This window comes from Myroides albus, from assembly GCF_024722315.1.
GTDB classification, from domain to species: Bacteria; Bacteroidota; Bacteroidia; order Flavobacteriales; family Flavobacteriaceae; genus Flavobacterium; species Flavobacterium album_A.
In genome coordinates this window covers 2749353-2774952 of record NZ_CP102754.1, presented here as the reverse complement: position 1 = coordinate 2774952, position 25600 = coordinate 2749353, and the positions used below count along the sequence as shown (strand labels likewise).

The 25600-nt window shown below is 33.7% G+C and carries 19 protein-coding genes; 6 read left to right on the top strand and 13 right to left on the bottom strand.

The window, feature by feature from the left end; translation table 11 throughout:
- Window positions 1–314: 314 nt before the first annotated feature.
- Window positions 315–1544: a DUF6051 family protein gene (locus NWE55_RS12550; protein WP_258204129.1), complete on the bottom strand. Its 1230-nt coding sequence runs from the start codon at window positions 1542–1544 to the stop codon at window positions 315–317.
- Window positions 1545–1711: 167 nt separating this feature from the next.
- Between NWE55_RS12550 and NWE55_RS12545 the strand changes: the two genes are divergently transcribed.
- Complete coding sequence (locus NWE55_RS12545; protein WP_258204128.1) at window positions 1712–2056, top strand: hypothetical protein; 345 nt, start codon at window positions 1712–1714, stop codon at window positions 2054–2056.
- Window positions 2057–2126: 70 nt separating this feature from the next.
- Here NWE55_RS12545 and NWE55_RS12540 read toward each other — a convergent pair whose 3' ends face one another.
- The 8 genes from NWE55_RS12540 to NWE55_RS12505 all read right to left on the bottom strand — a co-directional run bounded on the left by NWE55_RS12540 (window position 2127) and on the right by NWE55_RS12505 (window position 9675).
- A complete protein-coding gene (locus NWE55_RS12540) occupies window positions 2127–3518 on the bottom strand; it encodes an aminopeptidase P family protein (protein WP_258204127.1) in 1392 nt (463 codons plus the stop codon).
- A 107-nt stretch (window positions 3519–3625) separates the two neighbouring features.
- Window positions 3626–4231 carry a porin family protein gene (locus tag NWE55_RS12535; RefSeq protein WP_160339227.1) on the bottom strand — a complete coding sequence of 202 codons (606 nt, stop codon included), beginning with the start codon at window positions 4229–4231 and terminating at the stop codon, window positions 3626–3628.
- Window positions 4232–4332: 101 nt separating this feature from the next.
- Window positions 4333–5349, bottom strand: a complete 1017-nt coding sequence (locus tag NWE55_RS12530; protein WP_258204126.1) for a hypothetical protein — start codon at window positions 5347–5349, stop codon at window positions 4333–4335.
- Window positions 5350–5538: 189 nt separating this feature from the next.
- A complete protein-coding gene (locus tag NWE55_RS12525) occupies window positions 5539–5943 on the bottom strand; it encodes a DUF2262 domain-containing protein (RefSeq protein WP_258204125.1) in 405 nt (134 codons plus the stop codon).
- Between the two features lie 153 nt (window positions 5944–6096).
- Window positions 6097–6567, bottom strand: coding sequence for a hypothetical protein (locus tag NWE55_RS12520; protein WP_258204124.1), 471 nt, complete (start codon window positions 6565–6567; stop codon window positions 6097–6099).
- A gap of 112 nt (window positions 6568–6679) precedes the next feature.
- The gene (locus tag NWE55_RS12515; RefSeq protein ID WP_155091251.1) at window positions 6680–7318 is read right to left on the bottom strand and encodes a hypothetical protein; all 639 of its coding nucleotides are present in this window, start codon (window positions 7316–7318) and stop codon (window positions 6680–6682) included.
- Between the two features lie 6 nt (window positions 7319–7324).
- Window positions 7325–9001 carry a hypothetical protein gene (locus tag NWE55_RS12510; RefSeq protein WP_155091250.1) on the bottom strand — a complete coding sequence of 559 codons (1677 nt, stop codon included), beginning with the start codon at window positions 8999–9001 and terminating at the stop codon, window positions 7325–7327.
- A 38-nt stretch (window positions 9002–9039) separates the two neighbouring features.
- Entirely contained in the window at window positions 9040–9675 is a 636-nt protein-coding gene (locus tag NWE55_RS12505; protein ID WP_258204123.1) for a hypothetical protein, read from the bottom strand.
- 149 nt (window positions 9676–9824) lie between these two features.
- Here NWE55_RS12505 and NWE55_RS12500 point away from each other — a divergent pair, with 149 nt between their 5' ends.
- Window positions 9825–10790: a hypothetical protein gene (locus NWE55_RS12500; protein WP_258204122.1), complete on the top strand. Its 966-nt coding sequence runs from the start codon at window positions 9825–9827 to the stop codon at window positions 10788–10790.
- A 67-nt stretch (window positions 10791–10857) separates the two neighbouring features.
- Here NWE55_RS12500 and NWE55_RS12495 read toward each other — a convergent pair whose 3' ends face one another.
- From NWE55_RS12495 to hmpA, 4 genes are all read right to left on the bottom strand, one after another.
- Window positions 10858–15921 carry a DUF4132 domain-containing protein gene (locus tag NWE55_RS12495; RefSeq protein WP_258204121.1) on the bottom strand — a complete coding sequence of 1688 codons (5064 nt, stop codon included), beginning with the start codon at window positions 15919–15921 and terminating at the stop codon, window positions 10858–10860.
- 10 nt (window positions 15922–15931) lie between these two features.
- Window positions 15932–16369, bottom strand: a complete 438-nt coding sequence (locus NWE55_RS12490) for a hypothetical protein (protein ID WP_160339222.1) — start codon at window positions 16367–16369, stop codon at window positions 15932–15934.
- A 117-nt stretch (window positions 16370–16486) separates the two neighbouring features.
- Window positions 16487–17083 carry a Crp/Fnr family transcriptional regulator gene (locus NWE55_RS12485; RefSeq protein ID WP_155091245.1) on the bottom strand — a complete coding sequence of 199 codons (597 nt, stop codon included), beginning with the start codon at window positions 17081–17083 and terminating at the stop codon, window positions 16487–16489.
- A 104-nt stretch (window positions 17084–17187) separates the two neighbouring features.
- Window positions 17188–18396: an NO-inducible flavohemoprotein gene (gene hmpA / locus NWE55_RS12480; protein WP_155091244.1), complete on the bottom strand. Its 1209-nt coding sequence runs from the start codon at window positions 18394–18396 to the stop codon at window positions 17188–17190.
- A 418-nt stretch (window positions 18397–18814) separates the two neighbouring features.
- Here hmpA and NWE55_RS12475 point away from each other — a divergent pair, with 418 nt between their 5' ends.
- The 4 genes from NWE55_RS12475 to NWE55_RS12460 are packed head-to-tail and all read left to right on the top strand — an operon-like array spanning window position 18815 to window position 25563.
- Window positions 18815–21544 carry a TonB-dependent receptor gene (locus NWE55_RS12475; protein WP_258204120.1) on the top strand — a complete coding sequence of 910 codons (2730 nt, stop codon included), beginning with the start codon at window positions 18815–18817 and terminating at the stop codon, window positions 21542–21544.
- 6 nt (window positions 21545–21550) lie between these two features.
- Window positions 21551–22942 (top strand): DUF4876 domain-containing protein, encoded by a 1392-nt coding sequence (locus NWE55_RS12470; protein ID WP_258204119.1) that lies wholly within the window; start codon window positions 21551–21553, stop codon window positions 22940–22942.
- 3 nt (window positions 22943–22945) lie between these two features.
- Window positions 22946–24433: a DUF6850 family outer membrane beta-barrel protein gene (locus NWE55_RS12465; RefSeq protein ID WP_258204118.1), complete on the top strand. Its 1488-nt coding sequence runs from the start codon at window positions 22946–22948 to the stop codon at window positions 24431–24433.
- On the top strand, window positions 24433–25563 hold the full coding sequence (locus tag NWE55_RS12460; protein WP_258204117.1) for a cytochrome-c peroxidase: 1131 nt from the start codon (window positions 24433–24435) through the stop codon (window positions 25561–25563). The genes NWE55_RS12465 and NWE55_RS12460 overlap by 1 nt, the downstream gene beginning before the upstream one ends.
- Window positions 25564–25600 lie beyond the last annotated feature (37 nt).

The window sequence follows — 25600 nt, the reverse complement described above, 5'->3', positions numbered from 1 at the left end:
TAAATCAATAGGAAATATAAAATAGCAATATGCTTAAAAACAAAAAATCCCGTCTGATTTACTCAAACGGGATAATTAGATATTTTGGATTCAAATACACCATATCATTACCAGCTCGTAAGAGTACAAGTAGAATGATGACGATGATGTAATTGATTAAGATACATGTCTTTTATTGTTTATTTGATAGGTCAAATGTAGGTATTATTTTCATACCCTCGACAAATATTTTTTATTTATTTCTTATACTTTTCAAACATTCGCTTCTAAAATCAATACTCAAACCCAATGAAAACAAGAAGTTTACAAGATTATTACTTTAAGTAAAAATTTGCCATTTTATCCATTGTTAGATTAAAATGTATATCTACTTCTTCAGCATTTTTACTTGTCAATGGGTAGGGAACCATATGAGTATAATTAAAAGGATAGTCTAATATATCCACTTTAATATCAATATCCCTATAAGGTCCCTTTAGCATATTTAAGGCTTCCACTGGAGGTGCTACTTCATCATTTTTTAGATTAATAGACATGATTTGACCTTGTAACTCTCTTAGCCGCACTTCACGTTCAGCTTGAAAATGATTATACCTCAACATTGTTTTAAACCAACTCTCTCCAGGATGTAATTCACATGATTGATAGTGATTTAATCTTGGTTCGGCAGCAAAGCTTGTGGTTAATAATTGTGCGAATATCTTCTGCATCATTATAGTTGCACGACCATCCATGATGTATTTTGAAACTGGGAACATACGATCTATGGTCATCCCACCACAAAAACACACCAACTTAGCCTTATCCAATATATTGTTAGGATTAGCCATCATTAAAATAATAGATAAAAACGACCCAATAGAATATCCAAAAAGATCAATATTTGCTTGAGAAGAAACAGTAGAAAAAACTCCTTTTCTAAGAGCCTTTTCCCATTCGATAAAATCGTAATAAGTCTGCAAGCCCGACCAAAACATCCGTTGAGGATGAGCCTCCATTCGCGTACTAATAGCAGCATTGACATAGCTACTATCAGAATTCTCCTTCCAATCTGCTGCTCGTTTCTGTGCAATTTCAAACATCATTTTGCGATCAGACCACTGCCAGGGTGTACGATCCATGTGGAAACTAATAGGAAATAAGACTACAGCTTTTTTTGTTCTTTTAGTTAGTTCATACGCCCAAGGTAAGTACTTATCCCATTTCTTTTCGTTAAGACCATGAAACATAACAATCACATCTTGGCAAACTTTCACATCGTTGGGTTTCACAACAATAATTTTAAAATCTAAGTTTTCCTTTACACTAAAATCTGGAACATCTAAAAGCGTATCGGTATCCGCTGTATATTTAACAAAACACTCTTGGAATTCAACCTGGTGATCTTCACAAAATAATCGCTCTGAACCTATTAATATTCCATCTGCTTTAGTGGATTTAAAAGGATACTTGTGAATCTCTATTCCCAAGTTTTCATCACAATGAAAATCACCTTGTTGATGAAAAAGTTGTTTTAATTCTTCATGAAGTTGATAGTAGTGCATTATGCTATATTTTATAAGGTGAATATCCGTTGCTATAAAGGTAAACGCTTTGACTATCAAACTTATTACAGAACTTACATAGAATATTTACATATTTAATTTTTATTCACAAAATTCGAGATTCACTATAAATCAATTACCTTTAAATATTACAAAAAACATACATTATGCTAATCCATCCCAATAGGATATTGATTATAAAGAATCTACTACCTAAACAATTCGACGGACTAACTATCTTTCCTTTTATTATCCTAAAAGATAAACAAGAGATTGATAATCACATTTTAATTCAACATGAATGCATCCATTTAAAACAACAGTTGGAATTATTGATTATCCCATTCTTTATCTGGTATGTCATTGAGTTTACCTACCACTTTATAAAGAATAAAGACTCTTTTCATGCCTATCGATGCATCAGTTTTGAAAAAGAAACCTATACACACGAAGACACAGTTAATTATTTACACAATAGAAAGAGTTATGCCTTTTTAAAATTTCTCAAATAAGGTTAAAATACTACTATATAAAAAGCCCAAAAGCAATGCTCTTGGGCTTTTCAAATCTATACTTTACTTTTTAGAACTGTCTTTTATAATCTTCAATTTCTGTTACTGTTTTAATCAATTCAGGTCCGAGATGTTTATAACCGTCATTGTTAATTAAAAAGTTATCCTCTATACGAATACCTCCAAAGTCTTTAAATTTATTGAGTTTTTCATAATTAATAAACTCCGCGTATTTCTTCTCTGCCTGCCACATCTCGATTAACTCTGGGATAAAGTAAATGCCTGGCTCTACTGTTAATACATGTCCTGCTTTTAATTCTTTTCCTAAACGAAGTGACTTAATACCAAACTGTTTTGTATCCTTAGGTTCTTCAGCGGTATATCCAACGTATTGTTCACCTAAGTCTTCCATATCGTGTACATCTAATCCCATCATATGTCCTAATCCACATTGGAAGAACATCGTATGGGCATGATTAGCTACAGCATCTTGTGCGTTTCCTTTCATCAAACCAAAATCTATTAGCCCCTGCGCTAATATCTCACAGGCTTTTAGGTGTACGTTTTTATATTTTACTCCAGCTTTAAGTTCTGCCTTAGCGCCCTCAAAAGAGTTCAAAACTATATTGTACAGATCACGTTGCTCTAATGTAAAAGTTTTATCCACAGGATAGGTGCGCGTCAAATCTGATGCATAGCCCATTGATGTCTCACACCCAGAGTCGTTTAATAACAATCTACCTGACTCAAGGGTATTCATTTTATAATGATTGTGTAATATACCCCCATTCACAGTTACAATAGAAGGATAAGCAAGCTCACAATTATGACTTCCAGCCACATGTTCGATAGCACTCACAATCTCATATTCTTTAGCTCCAGGTCTTGCCATTTGCATAGCCAATAAGTGCATTTGGGTAGAAACTTTAAGGGCACTCTCAATTTGCTCAATCTCTTGTGACTCCTTGATTTCCCTCTGTTTTACAATAGCCTGAATCATGGCCACAGAAGGTTTAAAATCTCCAAGTGAAATTTGTAGTAATTCACTTAATAAGATTTTATTTACTGATTGATAAGGTGGCAGATAATGAATAGGACGCTTAACACTTAAAGCAGTAGCCAAATAAGTAGCTAAATCTGCGTAGGGGCGAACATCTAAAACTCCTGATTTTTCACATTTATCTTTTAGTGTTTCTTGACGTCCCATCCACACAATCTCATCGATTGACATTTCATTTCCAAATACAATTGATTTATTCTCGTCTAAATCAATAATCGCTGCTAATTTTGGTTGTTGGATACCAAAGTAGTATAAAAAAGTACTATCCTGTCTAAAGTGATAGGTATTATCTTCAAAATTTACAGGGTTTTCAATATTTCCAAAGAATAACAATATACCTTTTGACTGTACATTGTTTACTAAATTTTGTCTGCGTTTTATATAAGTATCTTTATTGAACATAGTGTTGTTGTTTAAGTTTCCTAAGTTAACAACTTTATTGAATTAGATCCTCTAAAATAAGCATAAAAAAAGGCCATCTATTTCATAGAAAGCCTTTACTGTATTGTTTAGTTAAATTTATAACCAATCGAAAACTGTACTCCAAAATTCTTACTCTCGTCATCTTCAAGTTTAATGACATTTGTAACTCCAAATATTCCACGAGTCTCAATAAAGACACGATTATCAAACTCATATCCCAGACCAAAATTAACAGCAAAATCTGTTTTTTCAATCTTCTTATTTTCATAATAAGAATACCCATCAAACTTCGACTTGGTATGTAATGCAAAGCTTAGCTGCGGTCCCATTTGTAAATTAAAGCCTTTGTAGAGGTAAAACTTTGCCATAATAGGAATAGACAAATAGTTTAAAGTAACCTTACCATCAAAATTATTAGGTATAAAATCTGTTGATGTAAAATTTGCTCCTAAAGTAGAATACATCAATTCTGTTTGTAGCGAGATATTAGAAGTAACAAATTTCTCTGCAACAAAACCTATATGAAATCCAGACTTTCCTAAAAAGTCATCGTGATTAGTCAGTATTGAACGATTAAACCCTGCTTTTATACCTAAGAGTAATTTACTGTTATCCTCTTTCTTGGTTTGCTGTGCTTGTACAGAACCTAAGAGTGCCAAAGTTACAAAGCAACTAACTATTATTCTTTTCATATATGCCATTTCTTGATTATAAGGAATTCACTGGTTACTAATGTACTAAAACATCGCTAACAAACAAGATAAAATTACAAACAATAAAAAAAACAAGTATATCAATTATCAAAGAATACCCTTACATCTTGGTAAATATTGTGCTTGGCTGACACTTTTAAAAGAAACTGTGTAAAGTCATTTCTGAACAAATAACGTTTAGAGGACTTAGCAAGTAGTATTTCTTTTAGCAAGTCTACATATTGATTCATACGCTGGTGACTTGCTGTTAGATAAATATACTGCACCAACATATAATCATATTCCTTATTTGTCAAATACGGCAATTCAAAAAGCCTGTAAAGTTGTATCTCTACAATATGCCTCCACTGTTTATCATCTTGTATATTATTAATCGACAAAGCAAATCGTTCAATATATTCATCAACGTACACACCAAGTTTTTTACTATAATGAGATACCCTATGATCAAAGGCATAAAGGGTATCTAAAAAAGTTGAAAAAATCTTATAAGCAATAGGTTTATTGATATTTGCCACAACAAAAGTCTCCACTGGCTCCAAGGCAATAGTTAGTAGATCTAATATCTTTTTTATCTTAACAGCTTCTAATGTTTTTCGCTTACCAGCTACCGAGGCAATGACTTGTTCGGTGGTCTCCTTTACTTGCTCTGGTGTATAGCTAATTTCTTTCTTTCCAAAGGTAAGTAAGAACTGCTTCTCGAAAGGTTTATTCTTTTTAAACACCTCTTTTAACCAGTGCACCAAAACATCTTTGTCCATCTGTAATAACAACTCGTCGCTTTCTCTTAGCTTTGCTTTTCTACCTTTGGTTTGCTTGTTTTTGGTAAGTCGCTTTTGTTCAGTAAACTTATTTTTAATAGCCATTACCACAGCTATTTTATGCAAACAACTATCTTCTTGTACATGACAATCACAGTTCGAGGCAATAATCACCTGGTCATCCAAAACAATAGAAACATCAAAACTGTGCTGCGCATCATCAACAAAAGCAATGTATTTGCCCTTTGGATCTAACTCCAACTCTCTAACAGGGAATTTCTTAGACTTACTTAAATCTTGTCTACTTTGCTTTTTTAAAAATTCTTGAATAGTCATAATTACTTTCTTGTCAAACACACACTATACAAATCTAATCTTCCCTTGACAAATAAAAAAACACTCTGCTTAAAATACAGCAAACTTACAGTAATTAGTCTGTCCAATACTACTATAATAAACAAAAGAGGTTAACATGATATTATTCTGTCAACCTCTTTATTATATTATTGCTGGGTTTTAAACTTTTTATCCATCTATAGCAACACCATCTTCAAAGTGTCCTTCAACTAAAGAAATAGTCAAGATATGTTCGCCAAAAAGCTCTTTGTTTCCCTCATAAGTAAACTCTACTTCCTGATCTCCTGTAAAGTACAAAGACACTAATTTTATGTCTTCCATAAACTCCTCTTCTGTTATAACACTTTTCTTTGTGTAGGCATCAAACAATTCATCTGTAATCAAGCGAACACCTCTTTTATTCAAATGCTCAAAATCTTCCATTGTCTTGTTTACATCTACCAAAATCTCTTCCAAGTTATCATCTCCGTTATAAATACTTAGGATCACAGGTTGATCTTGAAAATCAATAATACACTCTAGTGTTTGCTCATCATACTCTGAAGGGATAAAATGTTCAGCTGTATATTTCATATTCCTATTGTTTTAGTTCTGCTCAAAAGTAAATATTTAATACTACTACACCCAACCTACAAGCTAATAAATATTATCAAAGGTAATATATCGTTATCCTTAGAATGAAATTACTTGTTTACAACTAAATAGAACGCTTATGTTCCCTGTCAATTAATATCTCATAACTTCAAGATAATTAGACTTATCCTTTGTGATTCTCAACTTAAAAGACAAAGTAAACCCTTTAATAACAGGATTACTAACACTTTGTTTAAATGCAAAAGAATATCCAACTCCAATATCTAACAAATTTAGCATAGTTACACCTATTTGAGGCTGTATGTGATGTGTAGATAAACGAGTTGAAATAAATGCTAAGCCATTGCTTCTTGTAAAATCTGCGTAAGGTAACCAATACCACTTATCTCGATAGGGAGTTGCCATTACACCTGCTCCTACAAAATTCCACCTTTCTCTTAATCGCGTTCCAGAAATAAAACTATATTCTAAACCAGCGTAAACTTGACTGTGAGAATTGAATTGATACCCCATATTCACAATTGGTTTATACGCTCTCCAATCACTTTGCCCAAAGCAAATACAGGTGAATAAGAGACTTAAAAAAACAAACAACTTTCTCATAACCACCCTTTTATACAATCAGCTAATTTGAATATACAATTTCTAAAAAGCAAGCTAAAAACAATACCTTTTTCTTTTATTAATCTTCAGAAAACACTTACTAATCAACAAGTCATTTAAACATATCCTCGAATGCCTTGTTAACTATATTAATTAGCTCCTGTGGAGTCATAAACTTTTGCATAAATTCCTCTAAACTTCCTTCATTAGTCACTTCTCTAAAGAAAACCTCATGATCAGTACCAAATAATGTAGGATTGTCTTGATTGGGATCGTCTATACAAATATAAAACTGATCAGGAAAACTATAACTATAAAACAACTCCATCATTTCAGGCTGTTTTAACCCTGTAGCAGAAATAATCTCAGTAAGATCTACCTCTTCTTCACGTAAAAAATCACTACTCCACTCCTCATAATCATCTGTTCCTTCCTTATAGGGTGTAAAAGGAGTTGCTGTCCAAAACATCTGCCCTCTACCTTCCTTAGTTATTACATAATAGTCTGCAATCATTTTATCGTAGAAAACTTTTCTGTCTATATTAATCAACTCTTGATGCTTGTCTATGTACTCTGCTAACCCACAGATAGGCTCTTGTTCATCTGCTTTTGCCCATGCTGTATCTTCTGGTCGCTGGTATAGTACAGTATTAAAAGTAATCGCCATTAAGTCTTCTTGTAATGACTTTCCTTTTACTTGACTAATATCTCCACCTAAAGCCTTTATTCTATCTAAAATTGCTTGTTTCATTACTATCTACTTTTGTTTTTTCTCGACAAGTGTCTTGATCTTTTTATTCAAACTTCCATCTGTATACCTATACTTCATCAATTTCTGCACGATATCTTTTGTTGAAAATTTCTCTACAATAAACTCAGCCAATCTTTCATCAGTATATCTAGGATAAACAGGAGTTTGTCCAATGCTCATAACCTTGTCTAAGTACGATGCAGCATTAAACTTACACATCTGTTCACCATAAGCCCACATTACATCTTGAGGAACATCTCTAGTTAGTACTTCCAGCATTTTCTTATAATTATGCTCTGTTTCCAGAATTGCAAAATACAACATAGAGGCTGATTTTGCATGATGAAAGTTATTTCTTAAAATACTTAAAACTTTAGTTCTAAACCTCTTAACCTCTTCCGGATCCTTTAAATACTTAATTACATAATTATAATCTTCAAGGTCATAGGTCTGAAAGAAAAGTTGCTTTTTTATGTTTGCTATACCACTTTTATCCCCATTATTCTCATAAATCTCTTCTAGTATCTCTAGATATGGCTCATTATACTCTATCTGAATATTACTCTCTATTATTTTTAAACAATACTCCTCTACTAGTTTAACATCTATATCCATTAACCCTTTTAGTAATAGCAAATTGTATTCATTCTGAAACCTAACTGGTTTAAACAATTTATAACAATCTTTTAAAACTTGTTGTTCAACAGCTATTATCAAAAAGAACAAATACATCTCTATCTCAACAACATAATTATTATCTTGATAATGCTTCATTATTTTCACTACCTCATCCCCACAAAGAGAAGTATATCTCTCATCTTTACTTTCGTATAGTTCTATAACTAATGCAGAGACTAGACTGTATTGTAAACTATTCTTAGGCTCATACAGTTGTTTCAATAAATTGATTATCGTTTTCTTGACAACATCTTGGTCTTTGACATTTAATAATGCTAATACATATCTTTCAACAAACTTATTCATATACGTATCAACTCGTTTACTTGTATAATTCACACTATACTTTAACGTAAATAGAGAAGACATTATCTTTAAATAAAGTTCTAAAGCAATAGGTTTTGTTATATTAACAACGATGTATTTATCCACTGGCTCTAATGCAAGTGAAACCAAATCTACCAGCTTCTTAATATCTTTAGTATCAGCATTCTTTCTTTTTCCAAAAACAGAAGTATAAATATCTTTCAATATTTTATCCACGATATCTACAGTATACTCAGCAATATCTTGTTTTTTAAAAGTCAATATAAACTCCTGCTCTACCTCCTTATTTTTCTTAAACAATTCAGTCAGCCATGTATATACCTCCTCCTGGCTAACATCTTGAAGTAATGCTACACTTTCGCTTACTTTCTTTTTACTCAAAGCTTTTTTCACAACAGGTTTCGTAGCAATTTTCTTCCCTTTTAAGGCATCATTTATTGCCATGAGTAGCTTAGTCTGGTGTGAACACATAACTATATTGTCAATCTCACATTCACAACTTCTACTAAGGACTTGTTTCCCCTCAATAACAATCTGTACATCATAACTTTCCTCTTTATCATCTACAAATGCTATCCAGTGTCCTTTACTCTCCTCCTCTACTTCACGTATAGATAATTGGGCTGCTTTTCTTACAGTAGCTCTTTCTACAAATTTTAATAACTGTGCTATTGTCATCTTTTACTTTTTTCTATCTACAAATATACTTACTCTTCTCACACTCTCCACTTAGGTGAACAATTCCCTGTCATCATATCTAATACATCCTCTATCTTATCTCTCCACTGAGGGACTTCATCATATACATTGCCCAATGCTGTAAGTATCTCTACCGCTCTTTCTTGTCCTCCGCCTTTCAACTTGTAATCTTTTAAGTAAGCTAATACTTCTTTTGTAAAAGCCTGTTTTTCTTCACGTACTAAATCTAAAATATACTTTCTTAATTCTACCTCTAATTGTATTTGAAATAGCAGTTCTTTTACTTGTCTGCCCAAATCCTCTATGTTGTGATAGAGAATATGATAATCCGATATACCAGACATTGTAGTAGAATGTGATGCGTCAGCCTGACGTAGATAGACTACAGGTTTGCCTTGTGCTTTAGCATATCCTGCTTCTATCCCTATACCAATTCCCTTATCTGTAGTCTCTGCAAACAAACAACAACTCTCATCAATATCCTTCATCGCTTGCATCATCATCTCTTTCTCTTGATGAAATTCAAACTTATAGTGCTCTATAAACACAAAAGGGCGATAACCTATCGTATCTATCTGATATTTTAGTTGATTCATCACTTCTCTAAGCTCCTTTTGCATAGAAAAGCTACACGAAATATATATTTGTTTCATAATACATTAAATCCTTTCAAATATATTTAAAATCCTCTTACATTCCTTAACAAAAAACAAGCAATACTACTTAAATACCCTTTTGATAATCAACAATATAACAACCTTATTCTTAAATAATAAGTATCTTTGTACAAAAATTACACTAAATGAAAAAATTAATCTTATTGTGCTTAATATCTATAAGTGCACTATTTACCTCTTGTAATAGTAGTTCCAACGATTATTGGATAGACAATCCAACAGAAGAACCTATCACTGTCTATATCGATGATACTGCTTATGATATTCCACCTGTAACTATGATACAAATTTCCTTGGAATATGGTAAACACCAACTTAAATACAACGATCAAGAAATCACTATTCACAATGGTGGTCGTGTCAATAAAGGACAAGCGATTATCAATCCTACACAGAGCACTTACATATTTTACAAACAACTATTTATAAATGAAAATGATGAACGAGCTACTGAAGAATTCATTGAATGGGCTATAGGAACACAAAGTGACTCTGTTCGTTTAAAAATAAACGATTCTATTGTGACTGTATTTATTCCTTTCAAACCTTGTAATAAGCTAATTATTGACAAACATGACTTTGATTGGAAGTATAATTTAGATGAACCTATGCCTGAAGGTTTAACCTTAACTCCCTCTATTATCACAAGAAGTAACCGCAGTCTATTAAATGACCCTAACTATCAAGCAGGGAAATTCCAAGAGACTGCTTACAAAATATTCAGAGAACAAGAATTTAAAGACTATCTTAAAACGGTGAATGATGCTACAATAGAATTCTTAGTCGAGAAAACACCTTATGCTTCATTACCAAAAGCAAAAATAGATCTAACCTTGCTAAACGATATCTCTAATCCTGAATACAAAAAAGCATTAGAGGCACAAGTACAAAAATTTAATCAATGGTTAGATGCTAAGGGAAGTAAATCTACTGATGGATTTAAAGAAGTTCTTATGGGAAGTGAACTAAACAAACTAAAATCAGAGTTTGCTAAAAAACACCCTAACGATTTTACTTTCAGTAAAGCAAGTAATGAATTTGAGGAACAAAAAAATATATTCATGAGATATCAACTTAATATTGTAGAATAATACTATATCTCAAAAACAATATTAATAAACTAAGGCTGAGTATAAAACTACTCAGCCTTAGTTTATTCTACTCTATCTGACTTAATATTCCTGTATCTCTGATACTGCCATCTCTGGATAGAATTAAAGCTTTAGATACAATCTCTGTAGTCTTAGGATCATCATCTACAAAAGGTAAGAACAAATTCCCTCTATCTTGTGTATGTACAGGCTCGATATACAAGTGTTTTCCTGGTATCAAGTGAATCACACCACTACCGACATGTAAGCTATAGGTTCCCTTAGTTCCTGTGATCACAAGATGGCGTTCTTTATACTCTATGTTTGTTAGTCTCAATAATCGTGCTGTTTCTCTGACAACAGCCATACGCATCTGTACAGTAGATAGACTAGTCTCTGGATCTACTCCTGCTACATAAGCGACACTTACTACCAAGTCCAAATCTCTCATGACCTCACTAAAGACAATAGGATTAACCTCTCTTAAGGCAATTACTTCATCGGTAGAAGCTTTAGTGAATAAGATATGTTCTAAGCTGACATAGTCTCCATAATCTGCATTGCTCCCCCCTGAATAGTCAATATAAACTTCAACGCGAATATCCTCATCAAAATACAGCTTACTGTAATTAGCATAATATTCATATTGCCAGTTTCTGGTCTTAAACAATCCTAAAGTCTGTTTATCTTTAACCTGATAGCCAGCATAACGATTAGAACTACCTATACTTGTTTCTTCTGCTTTGTTGTGTAAATACAACTCTCTAAAGACTTGCTTAAAGGGCTGTTCTATCTGTTTATCAAACAAATAAGCTTGTATGTTGACCCACTGCCCACTTTGATATAAATCATAACAATGTGCTATTACGAACTCTTCTTCCTCTTTCACCTCCATTACCTCTCCATCCATAGTAGTAAATACTCCCTCTACAAACAAACCGTAAACCTCACCACACTTTAAAACCAACTTAGTCAAGTGGTGTTTAACAATCGGGTGTAGTAACAACTTCTGCATCTCTGCATAAGAAAATACATCCTGTCTTAGCATGGCCTGCTCTAAGTTCACACGAGAGCGACTATACTGTTCTTTTAGTGCCTTCTGACGTTCTACTAAATCTATGATTTGTTCATTTTTCTTTAGTTTAGCAGGTATCGCTTTTAAAGGTTTATCCCCTTTACTTGTCACTGTCAACTCTACTTTCCCCTGATCAGATACAGTCAAAGAGAATGTATACTCATCCAATACCAATCCCTTATAATTCAACAAAATAGACTGAATCTGTACGCTCTCCATAGACCATTGAAAGCGCACTGCATCAGTATACCCTGCTGCTCTTGCGATGTTCTGCATCGCTACGTTATAGATCTTTAAGTCATTCTCTTGGCGCATAGTGCCATACTTCTTAGAACCTTTTTTAAACTGTTCTAATAACTCATATCTATCCATCAGGTCTCCTTCTCTATCTGTCTCAGATAAGGGAAACAAACCACATGCACGTACATAGTTTCTATCGCGTTTAGAGATAACCTTCGTTTTCAAGTCTTTCATAGACACCTTGCCCAAGAGTACATCCGCATACAGCTTCACACGAGTATGGCCCTCTACAGCCATAAACTTAGTTGAGTCATAAAGCATCTGCCAACGTTCTTCTCCTAATACGTGATAAAAACTAAAGAACCAATCTATATCTACTACACCTGCTTCAAATTCCTCTAACGCTATAGCAGAATAGCGTTGTATCTGTTTTTGTATCTTGTTTCGTTCTTCTTCTTGTTGGTTATCCAGCAGATGAGCGAACAGCCACCATATCGCTGACTCTATTCCTTGCCAGTTTAAGTAAGATGTGATGTACTTTATCCACTGCGGACATGCTACAGCCACTTCGATCCATTGTGCTGCACTGAAGTTTATCTCTGCTACTTGTGCATTAAACATCTCTTGAGTATCAGTACTTAGAGGTGTTGTTCTACGAATAAGTTTACTATAGATTTGGCCTAATTCCTTAATCGTGATTTGCATCTCTGCATAGTAATAAATACTCTCTTGTGAAATCCCAGCCGTTTTTACCTTATGCAATAACCCAAAGAAATACTGCATTCCTTCTATCTCCTGAAAGTCAAAGACAATATCAAATACCTTAGTCGTAGGGTTATCCCTATCCATAACCTGTTGTAAATAATACGCTTTAAACTCAACTAAGACTTGCTCTACTTTATCAGTTATAAATCGCTTTGTCAAGGGAGGTAACATTGAACTGAAATAAGTCTTTCTATTATCTATGGCAACTAAATACTGTATAAACTCATCTCGCGTAATTTCATTCTTATCACAGGCAAAAGCCATCAATTCAAAAGGCAACAGATAATAACTATCATCTGCTTTATTACAATTCAATTGACGCCAACGCAATAGTTTGAAATATGCTAAACACTGTTCTTCTGTTAAGTCCTCTATAGATATAAACTCTGCATACCAAGATAAATCTGTATAATCTACCCATGTATAGTTATACTCTTCTCCATAAACACAAGTGCGTATTTCTATATCTAAAACCTCTTGAGTAATACTGTTATAGATTGTTTTTAAACCATCTAAACAATAGGCTGTTTTTTCCCTAAATGGATACTGATAGGTTAGGCAAGTAAACACCGTTCCCATCGCATACCAATAGTTGTCATATTTAGCTGAGAGTTCATTATAAAAATAAGGTAACTTCCCTTCTAATAACGGTTTTACTAAATCTGGAACCTCTGTTTTTAAAGTAGCACAATGCAGTAAGAATAAGTCTAAAGTATCCAACTTACTATCCATGTACCACTGCTGCCATACTTCATACAGTGGGTAATCTTGGAAGTGCTGTTCTGCTGTCCATTCACCATCATCTGCATAACCATGCATCTTCGTGAAGTGCGTTGCTAAGAGTACCTTCTCTGCTTTTCCATAATTAAAATGTTCATATTCATACGTAGCATATTGTTTTATCAACTGCTCAAGACTATCTAACTCACGTACTACCTCCTCCCATTTCTTAGAAAGTCCCCAATTATGTGCAATGCGCTGACTAAATAAAGTATTCTCTTCCACTAAAGGCAATGTGATAGCACTCATCACAGTAGCATCGTATAATGCTATATCTGTATCTTGTCCTTGTTCTGCTTGACGTCCATAGTCGCGCAAGAGTACTAAGTATTCTTCTTCCTGTTTTGAATATTTAATATCCAGAGCATCTAACTGTGCAAGCCAAATACCTAACTGACGATGTATTTCATCTCTCTGAGCAAGCACCAATAGTCCTTCCATTGCGGCTAAGCGTTGATTCACATCTTCACTCAGTATCAATTGCTCTAATAGTCTATCCTTAAAATCATCTTGTCTTGAGATTAATAAACGGATAAAGTGCTGTTGTGCCTTTTTAAACTTTCTTTTAAAGTATGCTACTATTTCTTCTTCGTCTTTACTTGATAAGGTAGCGATTGCTAAAAAGCGCATACAGCCAAAGGCTATTGTTTCTTTGCGCTCTTTCAAATAAGCGAAAGCTAACTCATTTTGTACTTCATAGGTAGACTGTATCTCTCCTGTAAAACTATATCCATATCCCTGAAGCCCATATTCTTTAGCTTCAAACAACAAGACATTTAATAATTCTTCTTTAAACTCTGTAGTAAAAGTGTTTCGCTTATCAATAAACAGTCTCGCCTTTTCTGATGATTCTTCTGTTAGATACAAAAGTGAAGTCAACAACTCTTCTTTATTCAATTCAAAGCTTCTGTAGTAATCTGGTATTACACTACTCTTTAAGATAAGTGTCTCTCCACTTTTATACTGCTTATATAAGTCATAAAATACCTGATAGACCTCCTTATAATTTTCTTGTTGTATAAAATACCTTGAAGATCTGCTTCCTTCCAAATATTGGTTTATTCGGTTTAGAAGCATAGCGATAAACTCTTGATCTCTACTTGCTAATACTTTACTAAATAGAACAGACTCTACCGTATATTCATTAAAGTTAGGTAAGAACTCTAATATTACAAGCTGAAACTTGCGCTTTACTTGCTCAAATGCACTCTCTACAAAGTCAAATGCTATCTCTCTGTGTATCCACAGATAACAGTGCATCAATGCGTAAAACTCTTTTTCGTTGAATGTAGATAATTCTTTATCATCAAAATACTCATAGTGATTTATAGTATAAATCATCAACTCACATAGTCGCTTTACATTATCTTGTTTGTCATCCTCTACATGACTTCTAAAGTGGTATGCTAACTCTGTACGCACTGCTTCATAACGCACTAAGTTATAAGAGAGAATAACTTCTAAAAAATACTTTAAGTTAGCTACCTGTACATGTGATAACAACCTTGTAATATCTTGTCTAATTCCCTCTTCGCGCCCTGCATTTACAAGAATATCTTTTACCTTCTCCCAATACTTTGATTGTTTTGATGCCATTAACATCAATAAAAAAGAAGGTGTCCATCGCCCATACTCATTATCTCCATCACAGATATCCTCAACTGTTTTGCTTAATTCCATATCTCCCTTATCTAAAGCCACTGCCCATAGATAAGGAAGATAGTTAGGTAGCGAGAGGTGCATACTATACTCCACCTGCTTATGAAGTGGCAACTCTACACTATAAGAATCATAATCATAATTATCATAGAACGAAATACCATTTAACAGTCCTGAAATAACATTACATTGCTTTAAGAAAGAATGCTCTTGATTACGCCATGTCGCTTCTTTTATATCATATTGTCCTCCTAAGATATACTGATCCACTCGATCTAATAATTCCTGTACCCAAGGCGCTAACCTCTCTCCAAAAAAGTATACCAATAAAGCGTAATACTCCGTTTCTCTCCACATTCCAACAGAATTACTTACTAATATATCTACAAAACTCTCATCATAACGCGTAAACACCTTAGGGCTATAAATAGAATCTTCTGGATCACTGCTATTGCCAGTAAAATGTAGTCCTAACATAGCAATATGTGGTTCTAATTTCACACCTACATAATCCTCGCTATGCACCATCGCATAAAGCTCTTTATGCATCTCTGCGTAAGTACGGTGATCTACTTGATAGTCTCTTAGTATAGTTACAATATTATTATTCATCGGGGTCTGTTTAAAAACTAGCTTTTAAAAAATTAAGGGGAATAAAGACAAAGGCATCAGTATCATTTAAAACAATGACCTCTTCTAATGACAGCAGCTCTCTCTCTGCATAAAACAATAAGAACAACTGATCTTCATACGCCTGTATCACGCGCTGTACTTCTTCTGCTATATCGATATCTCTGTACTTCTCAGGTGACTTGAAGCGAAGTTTACTACTAAACAGAATAGTATCTAGTGCTTCTTGTGTAGTGCTTAATTGTTCTACAGTATCGCGCTGTTTGAACTTCTGTATGTGTTGCTCTACCTGCTGTATCACTACGGCACTAAGAAACTCTCTTACCGTAACTGCTTCAGTAGGCACTGCTATCACTATCGCCAGTCCCTCTACCTCATCATTTAGTCTATTCAATTGTTTGATCTGTATATTCACTTGCTTTACAGCCATAATCTCTTTCTTTTTCAAAGAGGAAAGATAAGGAATTTGAAATAAAAGTAAAAAGCAATATGTAGTGATAATTTATCACAATAGAATGAATTTCTTAAAGCAAGCAAAGGTTTTAAATCAGATGACAATCTTGCTATTGACAATTTCTACTTTATCAATACTCTCTAACCTTTTAAGAGTTCTAATAACCGTCTCTACCCTAAGACCTGTCATATCAGCAATCTGTTGTCTGGTCAGATCAATTAACAGTCGCTGATTATCATCTCCACTATGTTGGTGTGTCTTTAAATAGTTTAACAAAGTCATGATCCGATTCTCAGAGTCTTGAGTAGCTATATCAGGTGCCATAATAGACTTATAATAAAGGCGCTTTGACAAGCTTTTGTTTATTGCTAAAGAAACCTCATTATTTTCTTGCATCATCACATAGAACTCTGCTTTAGGTAGTTGAATTACTTTGGCTTGGGTAACAGCTATAGCATTAGCAGGATAACATTCGTCTATAAACAAAGGCGGTTCACCAAAACTTTGCCCTGAAGCAAATATATTCTGTATAAACTCTTTGCCATCTGCACTGTAATTATTCATTTTTACTTTTCCCAGAAGTACTTGGTAATAATGACTTGGGTAATGCCCTTCTTGGAATATTACTTCTCCTTTTTTGTATTCTTTAATTTCAGCGCTATACTGAAGTAATAATTCTACACTTATCATGTTTATTTAATTTACTCTTTGTCAAAGCTACTAATAAAGGCTAAACTAATACATTAAAAAAAGCGAAAACACAAAGGGTATTTTCGCTTTCTTAAAGTAAAAAATTAGACTAATGACGCAGGAGAAAACTCTTCATAAAAGATCTGTTGCTCATTTATATTCATGGCTTTTAAATCTCTTAACTGTTTATCTAAAAACGGACGAGGTCCACATAAATAATAATCTGCATTACTGTCAAAAGTATATTCTTTAATAGCAAATAAATCAACTATCCCCGAATAAACGCTTGCTTGAATACTTTCAGTTGGAGTTTGATCATAAAAGTAAATAGGCATTACTTGTGCACAGTTATTACTTATATAATTTAACTTATCCTTGAAGGCTTGAACCTCTTTATTTCTACAGCCGTGAATCCAAACGATATTTTCCTGAGTATTACCACTTAATTCAATTGCCTCTAACATAGATAACAAAGGTGTTTGTCCTATCCCTCCGCTAATAAACACTTTATCTCTATTATTCTCTTGTAAGACAAAATTGCCCGATGGCGAACTAATCATTATAGAATCTGCTTCATTTACATGATCGTGTAAATAATTACTAATCAGCCCATTCATATCCAATTGCTTTCCTACTTCTCTTTTTACAGATATGCGATAGTACTCGTGATTAGGAGCACATGAAATGGAATATTGTCTGATTTGCTCTAAGCCTATTTGCTCTAAAAATACCTTAACACTGATATACTGACCTGGCTGATGTAAAGCAACTAAGGCTCCATCCTTGGGAACTAAATAAAAGGAAGTAATCTCATCTGATTCTTCTACTTTGCTTTTAATGACAAACTCTTTCCATCCTACCCAATTATTCTGCTCATTCTCTTTAGCATGATAAATTTTACGTTCGTGACCTATCATGATATCAGCTAACTGTTGATAAGCTACAGCCCAGGCCTGTACAATTTCAGAAGTAGCAGCACTACCAAGAACTTCTTTAATAGAAGCTAATAGATGCGTTCCTACAATTTCATACTGTTCTGGCTGAATATGTAAACTGGCGTGTTTATGTCCAATCAAATCTACTACAGACATCAACTTTTCGGGTTGCGAAATATTCTCTGCATACCCCAACACAGCCATAGCTAAAGCCATTTGTTGTTTTCCTGCTCGTTGATTTCCCATATTAAATACATTTTTTAACTCAGGATGATGGTCAAACATTCTCAAGTAAAAATGTTTCGTCAACTCTAATCCCCTTTCTCTTAGCAACGGTACTGTTGCTAAGATTAACTGTTTTTGCTCTCCTGTTAACATGTCTTAGTTGTTTTATATTGTAAAATCAAAGTTAGAAGTTATACTACTGCCGTTCTTATGACTATAATCATAAGAAAAGTCAAAATATGTCTTACTTAGCATAAATCCACGAACAAACAATGGAGTTTTCATGACAAAAAGCCTTTAAAAAGACAAGAAAATACCCCTGACTACCATTTTTGCGAATATTTTAATCTCAAAGCCCTTCTTATATAATATATCTAAATAATATAACATTATTTAGAATGAATACAATTAAAAACAAATCAGTATTCTCCCAAATACTCAATATCCAAAATAAAAACAAAAACCTGTATATCAGCAATTTAAACCATCATTGAAAATGCTAATTTTTAACTAAATTTTAAATATTCAGATATTCAATACATTTGCATTTTATTTTAATTAAGTCTAAATAATGAAAACATTATTTCATGTAGTAAAGTCTTTATCTCATTACTTTATTTACATAAGCGTCCTGTTGATTGCAACAAATGTAGTCGCCCAGAGTTCTAAAACATTTACAGGGTTAGTATTAGATGCACATGGTAACCCTTTGGAATTCGCCTCTATCGCTCTTGACAACAACCAAGTGTATTACACTAACAGTACTGGTCACTTTTCTTTTTCAACAAGAAAAGAATTCGAACCTTTTAGTATTCACTATGCCAATAAAAAATCTATTTACATAAAGGATTTAAAAACATATCATTCTTACAATCAATCATTCACTATGATTGACTTATCCATCACCTTAGAGGAAATTAACATCACTGCTCCTATTCACAAAGCTCAATCAGGATCTAACTCTGCCATTATTATTGACAGAGAAAAAATCAGCGAAGCACAAGCTTTCAGTTTAAAAGATGTCTTAAATACTTTACCTGGTCATGCTACAGTAGCTCCTAATCTAAATACAGCACAAACTATCAATTTAAGAGGTGGAAGTTTCGACAAGTTTACAGGAGGTACTTTGCAACAAATGAATAACTCTTTTGGAGTTGCTATCATCATAGACGATGTCACTATCTCTAATGATGCTAATATGCAAACCCGTAGTTTGAATCAATTTGGATTGACTAATGCTTCTAATACAGGAAGTATCGCCAATTTAACCTATCAAGGAGTAGATTTACGCGAAATTCCAGTAGAAAACATCGAAAGCATAGAAGTTGTACAAGGGGTAGCATCAGCCAAATATGGAGAGCTTACCGATGGAGCAATCATCATTAATAAACAAGCAGGAAGAACTCCCTACAGTTTCACTACTAATATAAATAGAGGAGCCACCTCATATAGTTTGTCTAAAGGGTTTGGACTGCCAAACAAATGGGGAGCCATAAACTTATCTGTAAATTACTCCAAGAGTAATAATGACCCTCGAGATAATATCAAAGAATACAATCGCATAAATCAAAGTATACTATGGACAAAATCATTCTCATCCAATGTAAAGAATAACTTAAGTTTTAGCTTTAGTAAGAGGTTAGATGGTGTACGCGAAGATCCAGATGATCAACAAAGTCGAAAACTAAAAGCTACAGACGAATTTTTTAGATGGTCTAATCGTACATCGGTTCAATTCAATTCGCGCATTATTAAATCGTTAAATATTAACCTTAATGGTTCTTATGGAATTAGCAATACATATAATCAAGAGCGAATTAACAAAGGTCCTTTTCCAGTTGCAAACAGAGATACAACAGGGGTATACGAAGGTTATTACGTAGATGGTCGCTATATAGCTGTAGAAGAAATTCAAGGTAGGCCTTTGAGCTTAGGTTCAACACTTAATGTATCCTCTAATACCTTTGGCAACAAATTTGAACACTTAATCACTGCGGGAATTTCTCTTAATTACCACGACAATTTAGGTAAAGGAACAATCTATAAAGCAGATCAACCTCGATGGTTTCAAAACAACAACCAAAATGAACGTCCCTATGATTTCAGGAGAAATGAAGGACAAGCTGACTATGGTATCTATATCATGGACAACTTTAAATCCTATCTCTTTAATAAGCCATTAGATGGTAATATTGGTTTTCGAACAGATATTCAAAATGGAAAAGTTAGCTATCAACCGAGGGTAAATATAGCTTACCAATTAACTCCTAACAGCAGATTGACCTTAGGATATGGTATCGCGAGTAAATCTCCTTCTTTGGCACACCGCTACCCTGCTCCTATTTGGTTAGATTTCCCCCTGTTAAACTTCTTTGATGACTCGAATATTAATAACAGTTTGTACTTGGTTAAGACCGTAAAAATCGAGTCAGACAACAATCATCTTAAACCTTCTACCTCATCACAATTTGAAGTAGGATACACTTTTTCAAACAAATTCTTAACCAATAATTTCTTTGGCTACTTCAAGGATAACAAGAATGGTTTTGGTGTAAAGAAAGAGTATTTCCCAATAGATGTGCCCGAATACAGAGTTATCGGTGAGTTAGAAAAAGGCAAGCCTATCGAATATGAAGCGACTGGTAACTATAATACACTAACCAACTATAGTATACGAAGAATGACCAATAGTGTGCGTTCAAAATCTTTTGGATTTGACTGGACTGTATCTACGCAAAAGATAAAGCCTTTAAATATGTATGTGTCTTTATCTAACAGCCTTTCTTACAGTGAGTATTACGATCAAAATCCAACGTATAATGAAATTTCCGAAGAATCTTACAAACGAGATTACGGTGTGTACTATACTGTCTTTTATCCAGCCAAAACCAAGTCGCTCTCTTTGATGAGTAAACTAAGATTAACCTACCACATTCCTAAAATAGGATTTATCATAACGATGAACAGTGATATCTTTTGGTTTAGAAAAAGTTTAAATACAGAACAGAAATATGCTAATGAATATTTAGATGTTGCTATGCAACCAATTAAAGTCCAACTTCCCGAGGATATTCAACAAACTATTTCTACTGCTGGAAGTAATTATGAACAGCCAACATTCTATGTAATAAACCTCAATGCTACAAAAGAAATACGCAAAAATATAAGAATAGGAATAAACACCTATAACTTCTTTAATATCAGAATAAATAAAGAAAAAAAACTATCTGATGGAACCCGATCAGTGATCAACTACAACGCTCCATTCAGTATAACAGGATCAATATCAATTAAATTTTAACCTAAAATGAGAAACACCGTACTATTAGCTTTGGTTCTAATCATTTCAATCTTTACAACAAGTTGTAGTAAAGATGATAACTCAAGTGATTTTGCCAACACACTCAATGTCAAATTTGTTGCATCTGTATCACAAGAACATACAAATTTAACTATTCCATTAGAAGGTACAACAATAGAGTTTACCAATAGAGCTAATGGAAACAAAAACACTGTTACGCTTGACAAAAAAGGGGAAGCAACTGCAAACCTAAGAGTAGGAAACTACAATATCATTGCAAAACAAACAATGAGCAAACAGGCATTTAACCAACTCATTGATGCATCGAAAAGCAAAGAAGATAAAATCGAGGATGACAGCATCACTTTCACAGCGAATATCGACAATCTTGCTGTTAACAATGCTGATGATATTAAAATAGAACTACAAATGAATAAAACTAGTCAATCTGGCTTAATTCTAAAACAAATCTTTTATGCCGGTTCAAGTCTTCAAGATGGTTCTGGATATAGAGATCAATTCATTGAAATCTACAACAATAGTGCAGAAACAAAATATGTAGATGGAATCATGCTTGTCATGCTTCACAATACTACGAATAGACAAGCAAATGGTCCTGATGATACAAGTTACTTACCTACACGTCAATACGACTGGACTAAAGCAACTGGTAATACAGGTAAAGGAAACCTAAACAATGACTATGTTTATGCTAAAAAAGTATTGAGATTCCCTGGAACTGGAACTCAATATCCTATTGAAGCAGGTAAAAGCATGATTATTGCATCAACAGCTATAGATCATACCAAAAACTTCATCATCGGTAAACCTTCAGAATTTGTTGACCCAAACAAAACAGTTGATTTAAGCCAAGCTGATTTTGATGTTTACGTCTTAGATTATTTACAAAAAGAATATGGCATAGATATTACTCAAGCAAAATATCGCTACAACCTAAATACTTTAGGTATTGCTAAAATGGAAGTGCTAAGAGTACAACAGAGTGATTTAGCAATGCGATTTGCTACAGATGATGGAATACTATTAGTTCAATTGCCGAAAGAAGTGGCAGTAGAAACCTTCCCTACTATCAAAGCTCCAAAAAATAATGATTCAACACTGTGTTTAAGAATTCCAGTGGAATATGTTTTAGATGGAGTACAAATTAGACATTCGAAAGACAGTCGTGTTGCTCCTCGTAAAGTACCTGAATCTATTGACAGAGGTAGTACTTTTGTTCCAAATGGAACTTATTCAAGTCAATCTCTATTGAGAAAGACAAAATACAAATTAAAAAATGGCCGTCGCGTATTACAAGACACTGACAATTCTACAGAGGATTTTGTAGTCATCGAAAAGCCAATTGTTTCTAAAGGAGAAGACTCTTTCACTAATTAATTCATGAGAACACTATTTATCTTCATCACTCTATTTTTCATTCAAGTGCTAAGTGCTCAGAACTATTCTGAGCGCTTAGATCTTTGGCTTATTGAGAAAAACAAACGTTCCTATGTTCCTGAACACATTCTATTTCTCAATCAACAGCCCCAAGAGTATGGTCGTCTATCGATAGATTATACTAAAGAAAAGGGAGATTACAAGAAAAGTCAAGACTCTGAAAGCAGTAGAAAATATGCCTTCTCAGCTGAAGGATTTACAGATATAAGTAAATTCAAAGTCTATGGGAAATTCACATATGCCAAAACATTCCATGATAAACTGGCTAATGATCTAAGAGGAGTGAAAGACGAATTTAATCCCTTCTACTTCTATGCCAATCATCCAAACAATTTTCAAAACCAACAATATTTAGCCAACACGTTATTTAGTTATGAGTTAATTAAACAAAGGGTATTTGTAGGATTTGGAATAGACTTTAACTACAATTGGACAACAGGAAATAACGACCCAAGACCCGATGTAGTAAACTACTTCATACGCTATAAAGCAGATATCGCATGGCATATAAACAAACACAAAATAGGAGTAGGATTCGCTTATGGAAAGGTGACGGAGGAAAACAATATTATGTATAAAAACAATGAATACAAAAGCAGTAATAAATACAAAGAACGCTTTTTGAATATCAGTCTTGGATATGGTGATATTGTTTTGAGTGACCAAAACCTCTTATTGGATCGCAAGACCAAAGAGAATTCATACACCTTTGCTCATCATTATAAAGCAAAAAAAGTAGAAACTGCGACTCTTGTAAAAATGAGCTATTTTGACCAAAACGCAGAACTAAATAAGTATAAGCAAAGCTTTGATGTCTATAATCAATTTAAAAATGAACAACTTACTGTACAGAGTATACTTACTTTTACTCCTACAGAAAACAATCAATATCAATTAAGCCTAAAATACAACAATTACGACGGTAAAAACCTAAGACAAATAGAAGGTCTTAACTATAAAGTTGATCACTTCAATGCAAATGCTCAATTACTTGCTTCATTTTCTAAACTATGGAAGAATACTGATGTACAAATAGGTATAGATCACACTCTTTACTCTACTATTCGAAAAGATTTCGCCATAGGAGTATACAGCGAAGAAAAGCAATTATTAAACAAGATTATTTTGAATACTATAATTGATCAACCTAATCACTTTTATCAATTTAATATTACTCCCCTATACAGACTCAAGCTTGTTAATGACTTGACCATTCCTGAAACACAATACACTAATTTTACAGATCAAGTAGTCATTCCTAACTACCAATATAACAATGACAATGCCATGGGGCTACAAGGCGAAATTGGCTATGGAAACAAAACTTGGCTAAACCAATACAGTATATACTTGGGATTATCAGGACACTATCTTCAGTCAAAAGGACAAGATCGCAGTAGTATTAATCTTAGCTTAAAACTATATTTATAATGAACAGAGCTATCTATTTAGCTATCTTATTATTTTCTATTTTATTTTTTAGTTTTCATCGAATAGAAAAGCCTTATGCAGAATATCAAACTATTGAAGATTTGCGTCAAGCTTATGAAAAGCCAACGAATTTATGGCCGTCCCCTACATTAGATAGTACGGCAGTTTTCACAGAATTAGGTACTTTGCTACCTGCTCCAAGACTACGTAAAGAAGATAAGTCAAAAGCAGAATTGGGCAAAATACTCTTTTACGACCCAAGGCTATCCTCATCGAACAAAATAGCTTGTGCTACTTGCCATATTGATACTGCACATTGGGCAGACAAAGAAACCTTAGCAATTGGACATGAAGGTTTAGTAGGAACACGAAATACACCAAGCATAGAAAATGTATGGATTCAAAAAGAGCTATTCTGGGACGGAAGAGCTAATAGCCTACAAGAGCAACAAATCATGTCTATCGAAAATCACGTCGAAATGTTTCAAGATATAGATGAACTTCCCAAGAAGATTGCTGCAATAAAAGGATACAAAAAACAATTCAAAAAAGCCTACGGAACTAACAATATCACAAAGGACAAAATACTAAATGCAATTGCCTTATTTCAGCAGACCATTGTTTCTAATCCTACGCCTTTTGATAGTTTCATTGACGGTGATTACAAGCAACTATCAGACCAACAAGTTCACGGTCTACACTTGTTTCGAACCAAAGCCAGATGTATCAATTGCCACAGCGGACCTTACTTTACAGATTTACAATATCACAACCAAGGTTTTACATTCTACAAGCGGAAAAGAGAAGACTTAGGGCGATTTAACGTTACACACAAAGCCTCTGATGTTGGCAAAATGAAAACTCCTGGATTAAGAAACGTCATGCATACAGCACCGTGGTTTCACCAAGGTATTTTTCCCAATATAGAAAGCGTCATTGCTATGTATAATGCAGGTATGAATATACCCTACCGCAGAGAAGAATACAAAAATGATACTTTATTTCCTGTTACTTCCCCGTTACTTAAAAGATTGAATTTAACCAAGGAAGAACAGCAAGCAATTATAGCATTTTTAGAAGCATTATCTTCTAAACCTATGCTAATAGAAAAACCAACATTGCCAAAATAAAGTACTGTGAACTAAAAACTCACAGTACTTTATTTTT